Origin of the sequence: Streptomyces sp. NPDC014995 (genome assembly GCF_043080745.1) — a bacterium.
Classification (GTDB): domain Bacteria; phylum Actinomycetota; class Actinomycetes; order Streptomycetales; family Streptomycetaceae; genus Streptomyces.
This window is the reverse complement of the sequence record NZ_JBIBVX010000021.1, coordinates 18,134-33,851: the sequence shown is the minus strand read 5'-3', so window position 1 is coordinate 33,851 and position 15,718 is coordinate 18,134. Positions and strand designations below refer to the sequence as shown.

Annotated in this window: 14 protein-coding genes; 9 read left to right on the top strand and 5 right to left on the bottom strand. The window is 73.4% G+C overall.

Going from position 1 to position 15,718, the window contains the following annotated elements; translation table 11 throughout:
* Positions 1–24 precede the first annotated feature (24 nt).
* Positions 25–1,548, bottom strand: a complete 1,524-nt coding sequence (locus ACF1A1_RS33730) for a helix-turn-helix domain-containing protein (RefSeq protein WP_392005070.1) — start codon at positions 1,546–1,548, stop codon at positions 25–27.
* A 234-nt stretch (positions 1,549–1,782) separates the two neighbouring features.
* Here ACF1A1_RS33730 and ACF1A1_RS33725 point away from each other — a divergent pair, with 234 nt between their 5' ends.
* From ACF1A1_RS33725 to ACF1A1_RS33695, 7 genes are all read left to right on the top strand, one after another.
* Positions 1,783–2,427 (top strand): TetR/AcrR family transcriptional regulator, encoded by a 645-nt coding sequence (locus tag ACF1A1_RS33725; RefSeq protein WP_392005068.1) that lies wholly within the window; start codon positions 1,783–1,785, stop codon positions 2,425–2,427.
* 818 nt (positions 2,428–3,245) lie between these two features.
* A complete protein-coding gene (locus tag ACF1A1_RS33720) occupies positions 3,246–3,866 on the top strand; it encodes an L-threonylcarbamoyladenylate synthase (RefSeq protein ID WP_392005066.1) in 621 nt (206 codons plus the stop codon).
* 130 nt (positions 3,867–3,996) lie between these two features.
* On the top strand, positions 3,997–4,752 hold the full coding sequence (locus ACF1A1_RS33715; RefSeq protein ID WP_392005064.1) for a dienelactone hydrolase family protein: 756 nt from the start codon (positions 3,997–3,999) through the stop codon (positions 4,750–4,752).
* A gap of 150 nt (positions 4,753–4,902) precedes the next feature.
* Positions 4,903–6,096 carry a glycoside hydrolase family 64 protein gene (locus ACF1A1_RS33710; protein WP_392005062.1) on the top strand — a complete coding sequence of 398 codons (1,194 nt, stop codon included), beginning with the start codon at positions 4,903–4,905 and terminating at the stop codon, positions 6,094–6,096.
* A 141-nt stretch (positions 6,097–6,237) separates the two neighbouring features.
* Complete coding sequence (locus ACF1A1_RS33705; RefSeq protein WP_392005060.1) at positions 6,238–7,743, top strand: metallophosphoesterase family protein; 1,506 nt, start codon at positions 6,238–6,240, stop codon at positions 7,741–7,743.
* Positions 7,744–7,804: 61 nt separating this feature from the next.
* A complete protein-coding gene (locus ACF1A1_RS33700) occupies positions 7,805–8,839 on the top strand; it encodes an LLM class flavin-dependent oxidoreductase (RefSeq protein WP_392005058.1) in 1,035 nt (344 codons plus the stop codon).
* Between the two features lie 264 nt (positions 8,840–9,103).
* Positions 9,104–9,313, top strand: a complete 210-nt coding sequence (locus tag ACF1A1_RS33695) for a hypothetical protein (RefSeq protein ID WP_392005056.1) — start codon at positions 9,104–9,106, stop codon at positions 9,311–9,313.
* Between the two features lie 27 nt (positions 9,314–9,340).
* Here ACF1A1_RS33695 and ACF1A1_RS33690 read toward each other — a convergent pair whose 3' ends face one another.
* Complete coding sequence (locus tag ACF1A1_RS33690; protein WP_392005054.1) at positions 9,341–10,333, bottom strand: TauD/TfdA dioxygenase family protein; 993 nt, start codon at positions 10,331–10,333, stop codon at positions 9,341–9,343.
* Positions 10,334–10,535: 202 nt separating this feature from the next.
* Between ACF1A1_RS33690 and ACF1A1_RS33685 the strand changes: the two genes are divergently transcribed.
* On the top strand, positions 10,536–11,366 hold the full coding sequence (locus ACF1A1_RS33685; RefSeq protein WP_392005052.1) for an aldo/keto reductase: 831 nt from the start codon (positions 10,536–10,538) through the stop codon (positions 11,364–11,366).
* Between the two features lie 91 nt (positions 11,367–11,457).
* Positions 11,458–12,039, top strand: a complete 582-nt coding sequence (locus ACF1A1_RS33680; RefSeq protein WP_392005050.1) for a DNA polymerase ligase N-terminal domain-containing protein — start codon at positions 11,458–11,460, stop codon at positions 12,037–12,039.
* Positions 12,040–12,399: 360 nt separating this feature from the next.
* Here the strand turns inward: ACF1A1_RS33680 and ACF1A1_RS33675 are convergent, their stop codons facing one another.
* The 3 genes from ACF1A1_RS33675 to ACF1A1_RS33665 all read right to left on the bottom strand — a co-directional run bounded on the left by ACF1A1_RS33675 (position 12,400) and on the right by ACF1A1_RS33665 (position 15,690).
* Positions 12,400–14,742, bottom strand: coding sequence for a SpoIIE family protein phosphatase (locus tag ACF1A1_RS33675; RefSeq protein ID WP_392005048.1), 2,343 nt, complete (start codon positions 14,740–14,742; stop codon positions 12,400–12,402).
* A gap of 94 nt (positions 14,743–14,836) precedes the next feature.
* Complete coding sequence (locus ACF1A1_RS33670) at positions 14,837–15,304, bottom strand: peroxiredoxin (RefSeq protein WP_392005047.1); 468 nt, start codon at positions 15,302–15,304, stop codon at positions 14,837–14,839.
* Entirely contained in the window at positions 15,301–15,690 is a 390-nt protein-coding gene (locus tag ACF1A1_RS33665; RefSeq protein WP_392005045.1) for a DoxX family protein, read from the bottom strand. Before ACF1A1_RS33665 ends, ACF1A1_RS33670 begins: the two co-directional genes overlap by 4 nt.
* Positions 15,691–15,718 lie beyond the last annotated feature (28 nt).

Sequence of the window (15,718 nt, the reverse complement as noted above, 5' to 3'; positions counted from 1 at the left end):
TGCCCGCTCACCGGGCCGGAGGACTCACCTGTGCACAGGTGAGTCCGGAAGGCCCGATTCCGCCGGGGGGAGGGCGGGTCGGTCGAGGTCACCGGTGGCCAGATGGGCGAGGACGACCTCGTAGAGGTCGCTGCCGCCGGCCAGGAGCTGGCGTTCGAGGACGGGTTCGGCGCTGCGGACGTGCTCGCGGACGGTCTGGGCGTGCACGCCGAGGAGGTTCGCGGCGCGTTCGGCGTTGCCGCCGGCGGCGATCCAGGTGCGCAGGGTGCGGCGCAGGTGGCGGCTGTCGGTGTCCAGGCGCGCCAGCAGGTGGTCCGCCCAGGAACGCAGCGCGGGTCCGGTGAGCAGGTCGTCGAGGCGGGCGGGGGCCGCGGCGGGGCCGGTGCGGTCCTCGGCGATGCCGATCTGGGTGTTGAGCGCCAGGTGGACGGTGGCACGGACGGTGAGGTCGGAGAAGTCCGTGCCGAGGAGGGTCTCGACGCGTTCCATGCGGGCGCGGACGGTGTTGCGGCTGACGCCGAGGACCTTGGCCGTGTTGACGGCGGTGAACTCCAGGCCGAGCCGGGTGGTGGCGAGGAGTTCGGCACGGGTGTGGTGCGGGAGCATGTCGAGGGGGCGCAGCAGGCGGGTCGTCCACGCCCGCAGCTGGGCGGGGTCCATCAGGCGCTCGGGGTGGGTGCGTTCGGCGTACACGGCCGCCTTGTCGGGACGGAAGCGGGCGACGGCGAGGGCGCTGACGGCCTGTCCGTAGGCGTTGGCGGTGTGGGCGAGGCTCTGCGGGGCGCTGCCGCCGAGGAAGGTGTCGGGGTGCCGGTCGCACAGTCCGCGCAGTTCGCTGCCGGCGGTGTCGTGCGGGGTGACGACGATGACGTGGGAGTCCACGGCGGGGCAGCGGACGACCAGGGCCTGGTCGCGGGTCACGCGGAGGCAGGCCTCGGCGAGCCGGTCGCGGTCCTTGGGGGTGCTCTCCACGACGTAGACGCAGGCGGTGTCGGCGTCGAGGAGGCCGGGCCACAGGCCGGCGGCGACGCGGCGGGCGGCGACGGTGTCCTCGACCATGAGCAGTTGGAGGATGGCCAGGCGCAGGTCGGAGGTGGCGCGGGCGAGGCGGTATCCGGTCACGGCGGTGTGCTCGGCGCGCAGCAGGAGTCCGAGGGCGGCCGCGGTGTGGGTGACGACCTCGAAGGCGCGCCGGTCGAAGGGGGCCGTGCGGGAGACGGTGAGAACGCCCGCCTTGGCGGGTGGCGGGAGCTCGACCCGCATCAGTCTCAGATGGCGGCCGTCGCCCTCCCAGGCGGCGGAGGCGATGCGTCCGCTGACGATGTCGGCCACCAGGTTCTCGTCGGGGGAGGTGGACGGTCCGGCGAGCGGGGTGCCGGTGTCGTCGTGCAGGGAGACGGTCGCGTCGACGGTGGCGGCGAGCCAGTCGGCGATCTTGCGGACGTCGCGTCCGGTGGGGCGCAGGTGGTCGAGGAGTTCCTGGGCCCACGTCGGCCCGGCGGCGTCCGTCACGCCCGTGTGGCGGTTCTCGTCGTCCCGGCCAGCCATGTCGGCGCTCTCCTCGTCCCTCGCGGCCCCGGTCGGGCCTAACAGTCATATCGGTCGGGGACGTTACCTCACCCGGGCCGGCGGGCCACGGTGGGCCGTCGGCGCACCCACCTCCTCCGGCGCCGGTCGGACCGGGTGCCGGCAGGACGGCGTACCGTACGATGTGGGCGTCCAGCCGGGGCGCGACCTCGCAGGTCAGCGGCCCCTTCGCAGTCGACAGGAAGAGCGCCTGCCGTGGCCAACCTACGCGCCGCACAGAAGGCGATGACCCGCCGGCTGCTGCTGTCGACGGCCCTGGAACTGTTCGAGACGCGGGGCTACGCGGGGACCACGGTCGACGACATCGCCAAGGCCGCGGGCACCACACGGGTCACGTTCTACGCGTACTTCCCGTCGCGGGCGGCCCTGATGAAGGCCCTCGTCACCGAGCTCGACGAGCTTCTGGAGCGCGGCGCCCCGGAGCCGTCCGGCTCCCGGGCGCGGGGTCTTGTCGCGGTCGTGCGCGAGGGCGACCGGGACGGCATCGAGGCCTGGCTGCGCGACAGCTCGCGGCAGTGGCCCAGGATCCGTCCGTACGTCCTGGCCGCGCACGAGGCGGCCGTGGTCGAGCCGGAGCTGCGCGAGCTGGTCGACCACTGGTTCGAGACGGTCGTCGCGGACATCGTGACCGGCCTGGAACAGGCCGGGCGCTTCGATCCGCCCTCCCGGCGCCTGCGCGGCTTCCTGGCACTGACCCAGCTCGACCAGCTGGCACGGCGCTGGATGCGGCACGGCTGGGAGACGGACCCCGCGACGGCACTGGGCCTGCTCGCCGACAGCTGGGCGCACCTCCTGGGAGCCCCCCGGGCCGCGGCGACTCCCCGACCGGAAGACGAGTGACCACGCCCGGCTCCGCGCACGAGCCCCCGCCGGGTGGGGCGTCCCGGCCCCCGGCACGGTGCACGGCTCGCGGCCCCGCGGAAGCCGGCCGGCCGCCCTGGCACACCACGCCCCGGTGCGGGCCGGGCATGGCCGAGCCGACGTCCCCGCATCGTCGACCCCGCCCCGGCCCGGCCGTACACCAATCCCCGCAAGGCCGCCGAAGGGCCGGGGCGTCGTGAGCGCCGTGGCCGTGAGCGCCGTGAGCAACCCCGAGCGCGCCATCGACACCGGGGCACCGTGGGCACCGTGGGCCGCATAGGCAGCCGGCGGCCGGCAAGGCCCCGCGGCCGGTAAGCGCACGCGGCGCGCGAGCGTCATAGCCGGACAGACGCCTGACCGCCGTCAACCGCACGCGACCGGAGGAGCCACGCGTCCGACAGGCGCACGCGGCCAGCAAGGCCACGCGCCGGTAGCGCACGCGACGGGCGAGCGTCGTAGCCGGAGAGACGCCCGACCGCCGTCAACCGAACGCAGCCGACAACCGCACGCAGCCGGCAACCGCACGCGGCCAGCAAGGCCACGCGCCGGAAAGCGCACGCCGCGCGCGAGCGCCGTAGCCGGACAGACGCCCGACGACCGGCAACCGCACGCAGCCGGCAACCGCACGCGACCGGAAGAGCCACGGCGTCGACAAGCGCACGCGGCCGGCAAGGCCACCCGGTCGGCAAGCCCACACGGCCGACGAGCGTCATAGCCGGACGGGCGGTCGTCGAAGTGCGGGGACGTGGCGCCCGCCCCGCGACGCGCGGCCCCACGCCACGGCATAAGCTCGGCGAATGGCGAAGTACTACGACGTGCACCCCGAGAACCCCCAGCCGCGGACCATCGCCCAGGTCGCGGCCGCCATTCGGGCCGACGCACTCATCGCGTATCCGACGGACTCCTGCTACGCGCTCGGCTGCCGGATCGGCAGCCGGGACGGCGTCGACCGGATCCGGGCCATCCGCGAGCTGGACGACCGGCACCACTTCACCCTCGTCTGCCAGGACTTCTCGCAGCTCGGGCAGTTCGTGCGGGTGGACAACGACGTGTTCCGGGCGATCAAGGCGACGACGCCCGGCAGTTACACCTTCATCCTCCCGGCGACGAAGGAGGTGCCGCGCATGCTCCAGCACCCGAAGAAGAAGACGGTGGGCGTGCGCATCCCCGACCATGTCGTCACCCAGTCCCTGCTCGCCGAACTCGGTGAACCGCTCCTGTCCAGCACCTTGTTGCTGCCCGGCGAGGAGGAGCCGATGACCCAGGGGTGGGAGATCAAGGACCGGCTCGACCACGTGGTGGACGGGGTGCTCGACTCCGGGGACTGCGGCACCGAGCCGACCACGGTCATCGACTTCTCGGGCGGCGAGGCGGAGATCGTCCGGCACGGGGCGGGTGACACCTCGCGGTTCGAGTAAAGGGACGGTATGCCCGCCGGGGGCCCTGGCGGCCGGTTGGATGGTGGGTGCAACCATGGTCACCGGCCGGCCCGGCTGCCCCCGCCGGGCGGCCCCCGCTCGCCCCGTGAACCACGCAGAGAGGCACCCCATGACCTCCGTACAGGGAACCGCCGTGGACATCCCCACCGAGGACGGCGTCGCGGACGCCTACCTCGCCCATCCCGGTGACGGGTCGCCCCGTCCGGGCGTGCTGCTGTACCAGGACGCGTTCGGGCTGCGCCCTCATCTGCGGGCGATGGCCGACCGGCTCGCCGAGGCCGGCTACACGGTGCTGGTGCCCAACGTGTTCTACCGTCACGGGCGCGCGCCGGTCGTGGAGTTGCCCGAGTTCATCGACCCCTCGGCGCGTCCGGAGATCTTCGAGAAGCTGAGCCCGGTCATGCAGTCCCTGACCAACGAACTGGCGGCGCGCGACGCCGGCGCGTACCTCGGCTGGCTGGCCGAGAGCCCGCTCGTCGTGGACGGCCCGGTCGCGCTCACCGGTTACTGCATGGGCGCCCGGCTCGCCCTGCTGACCGCGGGCACGTACCCGGACCGGGTCGCGGCGGCGGCAGGTTTCCACGGCGGGCGGCTCGCGACGGACGCACCGGAGAGCCCGCACCTGGTGGCCGACCGCGTCACCGCCGAGCTGTACTTCGGGCACGCCGACGACGACCCGTCCCTGCCGCCCGAGCAGATCAGGCGCCTGGAGGAGGCACTGACCTCGGCCGGTGTCCGCCACCGCTGCGAGGTCTACGAGGGTGCCCACCACGGCTTCACCCAGGCCGACACCGCCGCGTACCACGAGGAGGCCGCGGAGCGGCACTGGGCGGCGCTGCTGGACCTGCTGAAGCGCACCTTCTGAGGCCGCCCCTCCCGGGCGCCCGCGGTGTGAGCGCCGCGGGCGCCTCTTCGTGCGCAAGTGATTGACATGTCCATAACCTGATGGGACTTTGAGAGCGCTCTCAACAAGGTACGGACCAACCCCACAGGCCTACCCGCACGGAGGTGGAGAGTGCTCCGCACACTCAGGTCCCGGCTGGCGGCAGCGGCGGCAGCCGCGGCGCTGGTCGGCACGTTGCTCACCCTGGGACCCCCGGCGCAGGCCGCGGTTCCCGACACCATCCCGCTGAAGATCACCAACCACTCGGGCCGCGGCGAGCCCCTGTACGTCTACAACCTCGGCACGCTCCTGACGACCGGTCAGCAGGGCTGGGCCGACGCGAACGGTGTGTTCCACGCGTGGCCCGCGGGCGGCAACCCGCCCACACCGGCGCCCGACGCCTCGATCCCGGGACCGGTCGCCGGCCAGTCCACGACCATCCGCATCCCCAAGTTCTCGGGCCGGATCTACTTCTCGTACGGGAAGAAGCTGGTGTTCAGACTGACCACCGGCGGGCTGGTGCAGCCGGCCGTGCAGAATCCGAGCGACCCGAACCGCGACATCCTCTTCAACTGGTCGGAGTACACGCTCAACGACTCCGGCCTGTGGCTGAACAGCACCCAGGTCGACATGTTCTCGGCGCCGTACGCGGTCGGTGTCCAGCGCTCCGACGGGAGCACGGTCAGCACCGGCCGGCTGAAGCCGGGCGGCTACAACGGCTTCTTCAACGCGCTGCGCGGGCAGCCCGGCGGCTGGGCGAACCTGATCCAGACGCGCTCCGACGGCACCGTCCTCAGGGCGCTCGCACCGCTGTACGGCGTGGAGACCGGGGCCCTGCCGCGGTCGGTGATGGACGACTACGTCAACCGCGTCTGGCAGAAGTACGCGACGACGACCCTGACGGTGACCCCGTTCGCCGACCAGCCGGGCACGAAGTACTACGGCCGGGTCTCGGGCGGCGTCATGAACTTCACCAACGGGGCCGGAGCCGTCGTCACCAGCTTCCAGAAACCGGACGCCGACAGCGTCTTCGGCTGTCACCGGCTGCTGGACGCGCCCAACGACGCCGTGCGCGGGCCGATCTCCCGCACCCTGTGCGCCGGTTTCAACCGCTCCACGCTCCTGGTCAACCCCAACCAGCCGGACGCCTCGTCGGCCGCCTTCTACCAGGACGTGGTGACCAACCACTACGCCCGCAAGATCCACGCGCAGATGGCCGACGGTAAGGCGTACGCGTTCGCCTTCGACGACGTCGGCCACCACGAGTCGCTCGTCCACGACGGCGCTCCCCGCCAGGCCTACCTGACGCTCGACCCGCTGAACTGACCACGGCGACGTCCCGCACCCGGAGGGAGCCCGCGTGCGGGACGTCGGCCCGTGGGGGGAAGGGCAGCCGAGTCGGTCGTGGCGGTACGGCTGGTCAACCCCCGCCCGGGCACCCTTGAGGATCATTGCTACGGTGCACCGGTGCCCAACTCCTCACGTGATACCGCCGAAGGCGCCGGCTGGGGCGACGCCGAGCCAGGCGCGTACCGACAGCTCATGCCGGGCGGGGTCGAGAAGATCTCGTGGCTGGACCCCAGGATGCTGTGGGCGGCGCGCAACGGTGTGCTGGCGTCCTGGTTCGGGGACCCCACGGGACGTACGCGCGGACGCTGGGTGGCGCAGCGGGCGGCGGCCGGGGCACCCGCGGACAAGGTGATCCGGCGCTCGGACCCGGACCGCTTCTCGTTCCTGGTCGTCGGGGACACGGGTGAGGGTGACGATCCGCAGTACGCGGTGGTGCCCGGCCTTCTGAAGGTCGGTCAGGACACCCGGTTCGCCGTCCTGGCCAGCGACGTGATCTATCCCGTCGGCAGCGCGGACGACTACGGCGGCAAGTTCTTCCGGCCGTACCGGGACTACCCGGCGCCGATCTACGCGATACCCGGCAACCACGACTGGTACGAGGGCCTCGGCGGGTTCATGCGCGTCTTCTGCGACGACGCCCCGCCGCTGCCCGCCGAACCCGCCCCGCGCCCGCTCACCCGGGCCTGGCTACGCTCGCTGCTGTGGCACCGGCCCCGCCCGGGCGATGGTGAACGCCTCGCCGAGGCACGGGCGTTGCGCTCGGCCGAGTGCCAGCGGGCCGTGCAGCCGGGCCCGTACTGGGCGATCGACTCCGGGCCGGTGCGGATCATAGGCATCGACACCGGCCTGCTGGGCACGCTGGACGCCGAACAGGGCGCGTGGCTGCGCGAGGTGTCGAGCGGGCCACGCCCGAAGATACTGATCACCGGCTCGCCCTTGTACGTGGACGGCGAGCACCACCCGTGCCCCGTCGAGGGCGGCGGCACCGTCGACGAGATCGTGCGCGACCCGGAGCACCACTATGTCGCGGCGATCGGCGGCGACATCCACAACTACCAGCGGTATCCGGTGCGTCTGGCGGACGGACGCACCCTCCAGTACGTCGTCTCGGGCGGCGGCGGCGCGTTCATGCACGCCACGCACACCATTGCGCGCGTCGACGTCGCCGGTGTGACCGAGGCGGACTTCCGCTGCTATCCGCTGCGCGGCGACTCCCTCGCCTTCTACAGCCGCCTGTACGGCCGCCGGCTGCGACTGCGCCGCTTCTTCACCCTCACCGAGGCCGAGGCCACGGCCGTGATCGCCGAGCGTCTGGGCATCCCGCCGACCCGGACACCGGGCGGGGAGGTCCGGCTCACGCGGCGGATCCGGCTGGTCGCCACTCTGCTGGGGGCCGGCCGCCGCCCCGACCGCGGCGCGCGCTTCCGCCTGCCCGTGCGCAAGATCTACACGCAGCTGTTCTCGCCCAGCTCGGCGACGTACAGTCCGCCGTTCTTCAAGTGCTTCCTGCGCCTGGACGTGAGTCCGCAATCCGTCCGGCTGCGCTGCTACGCGGCCACCGGCAACCGCGCGCAGGAACTGGACCCGCCCGTCGAGGACGAGGTCACCATCCCGCTGGTCTGACCGGACGCGCCCCCGCGACCGCAGGACGGCGGGACACACGCCGTCGACGATGGAGGAGCCCATGCCGTCCGCCCCACGCCCGCTGCGCACACTGGGCTTCCTCACCATCGGCCTGTTCGACGAGGCCGATCCGCGCCGCGGGCACGAGACCACGCTGGAGATCATCGAGCTGGGCGAGCGCCTCGGCTTCGACAGCGCGTGGGTGCGCCACCGGCACCTCCAGTACGGCATCTCCTCCCCCGTCGCCGTCCTCGCGGCGGCCTCGCAGCGCACGAGCCGTATCGAGCTGGGCACCGCGGTGACGCCGCTGGGCTGGGAGAATCCGCTGCGGCTGGCGGAGGACCTGGCGACCGTGGACATCCTGTCCGGGGGCCGGCTCAACCCGGGGGTGAGCGTCGGCCCGCCGATGCGCTACGACCAGGTGAAGGACGCCCTGTACCCGGACTCGGCCGACGCCGAGGACTTCGGGTACGGGCGCGTGCGGCGGCTGCTGGACCTGGTACGGGGCGAGCCCGCCACCGACTTCGGCGGGGTCGTCGGGTTCGAAGTGTTCTCCGACCGTGTGCAGCCGCACTCCCCCGGCCTGGGCCGCCGTATGTGGTACGGCGGCGGCAGCGCGAGTTCGGCGCGGTGGGCCGGGGAACACTCCATGAACTTCCTCACCAGCAGTGTCGTCAAGGCCGAAGGACCGGACGGTGCCGGGGACTTCGCCGGCATCCAGCTGTCCCACATCCGCGCCTTCCGCGCCGCCCACCCCGACGGGGAGGCCGCCCGCGTCTCCCAGGGCCTGGTCGTCATCCCCACCGACTCCGCCTCGCCCGAACAGCGGTCGAAGTACCAGGAGTTCGCCGCCGAGCGGCTGCCGCGCACGACGTCCCCGCAGGGTCCGGCGCGGCTGCTGTTCGCGCCCGACCTGGTCGGCACCTCGGACGAGATCGCCGAACGGCTGCACGCGCACGCCGCGTTCCGCGAGGTGGACGAGGTGGCGTTCGCGCTGCCGTTCACCTTCGAGTACGAGGACTACGTACAGATCCTCACCGACATGGCGACGAAGCTGGGCCCGGCGCTGGGCTGGCGGCCCGGGGCGGGAGACTGACGTCCGCGCCGCCTTCGGTCAGCGGGGCTCGGGATTCACTTCCGCGCGCGTCCCTGCCCTCAGATTCCCGCATTCCGCGGGACCGGCTCACGGCGGGTACCGGGGTCCGTTCGCCCCGGCCCGGGACACGGCCTGCCCGCGCTGCCGGGAGTCGGCGGCGCGAGCACCCACCGAGCCCTGCGTCCAGGAACGCCCGCTCCACCGGGCACGGTTCCCGGTCGGCTGCGCGACGAGCTGCCGGCGGCGCTGCGCCAAGGGGCCGACGTGCGGCTGTGGATCAACGGACCGGCCGGGACCCCGCCACGGCACTACGTGCGGCTCGACCGGATCGGTGAGGGCGGTGAACCGAGCGAGGCCGTGGCGCGCGCGGACGGCCGCCCGGGGCTGGCGCGCGTGGTCCACGGCGCCCGTGAGTCCGTCGTGTTCCTGCCGGAGGACGGCCGCCCGTTCGTGACCCGCGCGGACCCCGTTTGACCACTGCCGCTCACCCCCGGGGCGGCCTCACCAGCGTCCCGGCTCGGTCCCGGTCACCGGCTCCGACGGCTTGCCGTCCACGCCGACGGGCACGTCACCGGCGAGCATCACCCGGTGCATGGTGCGGGGAAAGCCCAGGTGGGCGTTGTCGCCGGGGGCGAGGTGGATGGTGGCCCGGTTGTCCCAGAAGGCGACGCTGCCCGGCTCCCAGCGGAAGCGGACGGTGTACTCGGGCCGGGTGGCCTGGTCGAGGAGCATCTCCAGGATCGCCGCGCTCTCCGCGCGGGAGAGGTCGGTGATCTGCTCGACGTAGTAGCCGTTGACGTACAGCACCCGCTCCCCCGTCTCCGGGTGGACCCGGACCAGCGGGTGGACGGAGGCCACCTGGTGGTCGAGGAGGTGGCGGACGTACGCGTCGTCGCCGGGGCGGGGCTGGTAGCCGACGCCCAGGCGGTGTTCGGCGCGCAGCCCGTCCACGAACTCCCGTACGGGGGCGGAGAGTCCGGCGTAGGCGGCCGCCAGGTTGGACCAGGTGGTGTCGCCGCCGTAGGGCGGTACGGTCTCGGCGCGCAGGATGGTCGCGGCCGGCGGGTCGATGCGGGCGCCGTGGTCGCAGTGCCAGCCGCGCAGCAGGGTGTGGCGGCGGCGCCGTAGCCACTCGTCGTGCTCCATGCCGAACCGGCCGCCGAGTTCCAGCCGGTCGGCGGTGGTCTCGATCTCGGGGACGTCGGGCGGGGAGGCGCTGCCGCGCTTGCGCAGCACCACGGGTTCGCCGAACCGTCGGGCGAACGCCACGTGTCCCGCGTGGTCGAGGCGCTGCCCGCGGAAGAACACCACCTTCCAGCGCAGCACCGTCGCCCGGATCGCGGCGACCTGCTCGTCGTCGAGGCCGTCGGTCAGGTCGACGCCCGTGATCTCGGCGCCGATGTGCCCGGCGACCGGGTTCACCTCCACGCCGGCCGCCCGCGCGGCCTCGGTGGCCCGCCGGTCGAGGTCGGTCGTCCAGCTGTCCGTCGTCATCGGCGCTCCACTCGTCGTCGGGTACGGCTCAGGGAAGATCGTGACAGCGAATCGGCGGCGTGGCGACAGGGCCGGTTGTGCGAGGGGGCCGGTGGCGCGAGGGGGCGGGGCCCCGCCGCCTTCGTCCCCCAGCGGTCCGGTTGATCCCTCCTCACCCCATCCTTGACGCTGGGAGGACGACACAGTCCAGGGAAGGTCCGACGTGATCAACATCCCGGTGCACACCCTCAATGACGGAACGAAGCTGCCGGCCCTCGGTCTCGGCACCTGGCCGATGAACGACGTCCAGGCGGAGGAGGCGGTGGCCGCGGCGCTCGGCCTGGGCTACCGCCTGATCGACACGGCGACGAACTACCGCAACGAGACCGGCGTCGGCCGCGGGGTGGCCCGCGCCGGCGTGCCCCGCGAGGAGATCGTCGTGACCACGAAGCTCCCGGGCCGCCACCACGGCTACGACGAGACCCTCGCCTCCTTCGAGGAATCCCGCCGCCGCCTCGGCCTCGACCACGTGGACCTCTACCTGATCCACTGGCCGCTCCCCCGCGTCGACAGGTACGTCGACTCCTGGCGGGCCATGATCAAGCTCCGTGAGGACGGCCTGGTCCGCTCGATCGGTGTCTCGAACTTCACCGCCGAGCACATCGAGCGGCTGGAGAAGGAGACCGGCGTCCTCCCCTCCGTCAACCAGATCGAGCTGCACCCGTTCTTCCCGCAGGACGACCTGCGCGCCTTCCACGAGGCGAAGGGCATCGTCACGGAGAGCTGGAGCCCCCTGGGCCGCGGCTCGGCGCTCCTGCACGATCCGGCCGTCGCCTCCGTCGCGAAGGCCCACGGGGTCACCCCGGCCCAGGTCGTCCTGCGCTGGCACCTCCAGCTCGGCGCGGTGCCCATCCCGAAGTCGTCCGACCCGGACCGCCAACGCGCCAACCTCGACGTCTTCGGCTTCGAGCTGGACCCGGCCCAGACGCGCGCGCTCACGGACCGGGCGCACCGGCGGCTGGGCGGGGACCCGCAGGCGCACGAGGAGTTCTGAGGCGGGTTCCGTGGCGAGCTCCGAGGCGGCCGCCCCCGCGTGGGGCGTGCCGCCCGGCGGGGTACCCGGGACGCTCGGGAAGGAGGGTCCGGTGGGTGAACGGGAGCGGTTGGGGGAGTATCGCGGGAAGCGCGACTTCGGGCGGACCGGTGAGCCGGAGGGGAGCGGGGAGGCCCTCGGTCGCGAGCCGCGGTTCGTCGTGCAGATCCATGACGCGAGCACGCTGCACTTCGACTTCCGGCTCCAGGTGGGCGACGTGCTGAAGTCGTGGTCGGTGCCGAAGGGTCCCTCCGCGCGGCCGAAGGACAAGCGGCTGGCCGTGCCGACGGAGGACCATCCGCTGGAGTACGAGGAGTTCGAGGGAGTCATCCCGAAGGGCGAGTACGGGGGTGGGACCGTCATCGTGTGGGACCGGGGGACGTACGAGCCGTTGAGTCACGATGCCGAGGGGCGGCCGGTCGACTTCGGGGAGGCACTGCGGCGGGGCCATGTGTCGTTCCGGCTGCACGGGTCGAAGCTGCGCGGCACGTATGCCCTCACCCGGTTCCGGGGCGAGGAGGCGTGGCTGCTGGTGAAGTCGGGCGGTGGGCGTGGGCACGGGGCTCCGGATCCGCGCCGGGCGCGCTCCGTGCGGAGTGGGCGGACGCTCGCCCAGGTGGCCGCCGGGGAGTGAGCGGCGGTGACCGGTCCGCTCCTCAGCCATCGACGGGGAGCGCCGGTCGCTGGGCGACGCTCGTCCCGGGGCAGGAGCGGGCGGCCCGGCCGATGGCGGCCACGCTGGGCGACGGCGGCAGTTCTCCGGCTGGTGGGTGTTCGAGCGGAAGTCATGGACGGGGTCGTTCGTCCGTTGTCCACGGCGGAAGCGGGCCGGTCCCCTTCGCCTCGCCGGCCCGGCCCCGGCACACGCGACGCCGCCCGGCCCCGGGGCCGACACCACCACGGCCTCCGGGAGCCCGCCCAGCCCCGCTGTGCGCGCCTCGGCCGCGGTTTCGGCGTGCTGGACGTGCTGCCGTCACGTGCGTGAGGTGAGTGGTCACAGGGGCGGCGGCAGGGCCTGCTCGCACCAGATCGTCTTGCCGCGGGTCGTCTGCCGGCTGCCCCAGCGCTGGGTGAGCTGCGCCACGAGGAGAAGACCGCGCCCTCCTTCGTCGTCGTAGTGGGCGCGGCGCAGATGCGGGGAGGTGGAACTCCCGTCGGACACCTCGCAGATGAGGGTGCGGTCCCGGATCAGCCGGAGTGTGATGGGGGGTTCGCCGTAGCGGATGGCGTTGGTGACGAGTTCGCTGACGACGAGTTCGGTGACGAACGCCGCCTCCTCCAGTCCCCAGGCGGCGAGTCGGTCCGTGGCGGCCTGCCGGGCGGTGGCCACGTGCGCGGGGTCGCGGTCCACGTCCCAGGTGGCGACCTGTTCGGTGCCGAGTGCGCGGGTGCGGGCCAGCAGGAGGGCGACGTCGTCGCCGGGCTCCTCCGGCAGGACGGCCTTGAGCACGGTGTCGCAGAGGGCGTCGAGGGTGGCGGCGGGCGCGGTCAGCGCGTTGCACAGTTCGGCGGTGGCGCGGTCGACGTCGCGGTCGCGGTCCTCGACCAGGCCGTCGGTGTAGAGGGCGACGACCGTGTCCTCGGGCAGTTCCAGCTCGACCGCCTCGAAGGGCAGCCCGCCGACGCCGAGCGGGGGTCCGGGGGTCACCGGGACGAGGCGTGCGGTGCCGTCGGGCAGGACGAGGGCCGGTGCCGGATGGCCGGCGGCGGCGAGGATGAGGCGGCGGGTGACGGGGTCGTAGACGGCGTAGAGGCAGGTGGCGCCGAGTTCCGCGACGTCGTCGCCGCCGTCGTGGGAAGCGAGGTGGGTGACGAGGTCGTCGAGGTGGGTGAGGAGTTCGTCGGGCGGCAGGTCCACGTCGGCGAGGGTGCGTACGGCCATGCACAGGCGGCCCATGGTCGCCGTGGACGGGATGCCGTGCCCCACGACGTCGCCGACGACGAGGGCGACCCGGCTGCCGGAGAGCGGGATGACGTCGAACCAGTCGCCGCCGATGCCCGCGGTGGAGCCGCTGGGCAGGTAGCGGTGGGCGACCTCGACGGCCGCCTGTCCGGGCAGGCCGCGCGGCAGCAGGCTGTGCTGGAGGGCGAGGGCGGTGGTGCGTTCGCGGGCGAAGCGGCGCGCGTTGTCGACGCAGACGGCGGCGCGGCTGGCGAGTTCCTCGGCGAAGAGGGCGTCGTCGGGCTCGTAGTCGTCCGGGTCGGTGATGCGGATGCAGACGGCGACGCCGAGGGTGGTGCCGCGGGCCCGCAGCGGCACCGCGACCAGGGAGTGGACGCCGAGGCGGTGGCGGCGGCCCTCGGGGGTGCGGGTGTCGCGCTCGGCGATCCAGCGCACGAAGTCCGGCTCGCCCGCCTGGCTGAGGACGGCCCGCCCCTCCCGCAGGGCGCGGGCCGGCGGGCTGTACGCCGGGTAGGCGTCCAGGTCGCCCAGGTGGACGCCTGCCTCGGGGGTGCCCTCGGTGACGGAGCCGTGGGCGACGCGGCGCAGCACGATCCCGTCGTCGGACACGGCGGGCGGCTCGTCGGCGCCGAGGACCCAGTCGAGCAGGTCGACGCTGGCGAAGTCTGCGAACTTCGGCACGAGGAGTTCGACGAGTTCCTCGGCGGTGCGCACCACGTCGAGGGAGGTGCCGATGCAGGCCGCGGCCTCGTTCAACAGGGCCAGGCGCCGACGGGCCCAGTACTGCTCGCTGCTGTCGAAAGCCGCCAGGGCAACGGCGCCGACCTCTCCGTCGGTGTCGCGCAGGGGCCACATCTCGATGCTCCAGGCGTGCTCCCGGTTGAGGGACGGGGCGCCGGTGAAGCTCTCGTAGCGGACCGGGCGGCCGGTCTCGGCGACCTGGCGCAGGTGGTAGTTGAAGCCGCGGCTGTGCTTGGCGTCCTCCACGGTCTCCGGGTAGTGCCGGCCGAGCAGGACCTCCTCGGGTACGCCCATGACCTTGCAGGCGGCGTCGTTCAGGCGCAGATAGCGCTGGCGGATGTCGAAGACCGACATGGACATGGAGGCCTGCTGGAAGGCGCTTCCGGCGAGGGTGGGCTCCGTGGCCGGGCGCGGTACGGCGGTGAGGGTCAGGCCGACGGGCTCGCCGCCGGGACCGGTGACCGGGCAGGCGGTCACGGTGACGGTGACCGGGTGGCCGTCGCGGTGCCGGACGACGACGGGGCCGGTCCAGGCCCCGTCCATGCGTGCCGGAACGGCATCGGCGAGCAGTTCTGCGGCCGGCCTGCCCACCGCCTCCTCGGCCGTATGGCCCGTCAGCAGTCGGGCACCTTCGCTCCAGCCCGTCACGACGCCCTGGGCATCGATGACAGCCGCAGCGACGACTTGGTCCATGTCGTCCAGAATGGTCCCTTTGTCCCGCCGCATCAACCGCGGCGGGACGGGGCCTGGAGCGTCAGGGGCGGCGGGCGGACGGGGAGCGAAACGTTCAGGAGCGGTGGGCGCGCAGCACCTCGAGGGCGCGGTCGGCGTGGGTGTTCATGCGCAGCTCGCTGCGGACGACCTCCAGGACGGTGCGGTCCTGCCCGATGACGAAGGTGACCCGCTTGGTGGGGGCCAGGGAGAAGCCGCGCCGCACGCCGAACCGTTCCCGCACCGCGCCGTCGGCGTCGGACAGCAGCGGCATGCCGAGGGTGTGGCGGCCGGCGAACTCCTGCTGGCGGTCGACGGAGTCGCCGCTGATGCCGACGGGTTGGGCGCCCACGGCGGCGAACTCGGCGGCCAGGTCGCGGAAGTGGCAGGCCTCCGCAGTGCAGCCGGGGGTCAGGGCGGCGGGGTAGAAGAAGAGGACCACCGGCCCCTCGGCGAGCAGTTCGGTGAGGCGGCGCACCGTCCCGCTCTCGTCCGGCAGTGCGAAGTCCTCGACCGGGTCACCGGCCCGCAGTGCCTGGCTCACGCGCGTCCCTCCGTGGTCCCGGCGTGCTCGGCGACGCTGCGGGCCCACAGCACGAGGGGCACCTGCAGGGGCAGCCGGCCGATCGCGGCGGCCCGGAGCGGGGTGGGCCGGTGCCGCCAGTCCAGCGCCATCTTGACGTTGGCGGGGAAGACGCCGACGAAGAACGCCGCCGTGGCCAGCGCGGCCGCCTTCCGGGTCCGCGGCAGCGTCACGCCCGCCGCCAGGGCCAGCTCGGCGACGCCGCTGGCGTACGTCCAGGTCCGGGGCGAGCCGGGCAGCGCGCGCGGCACGATCGCGTCGAAGGTGCGGGGCGCGGCGAAGTGGGCGATGCCCGCGCCGGCCAGCAGGCCCGCGAGCAGCAGGGGTGAGCCTTCGGACCGGGACACGGTTCCTCCTCTGACGGCCTGGCGCGCG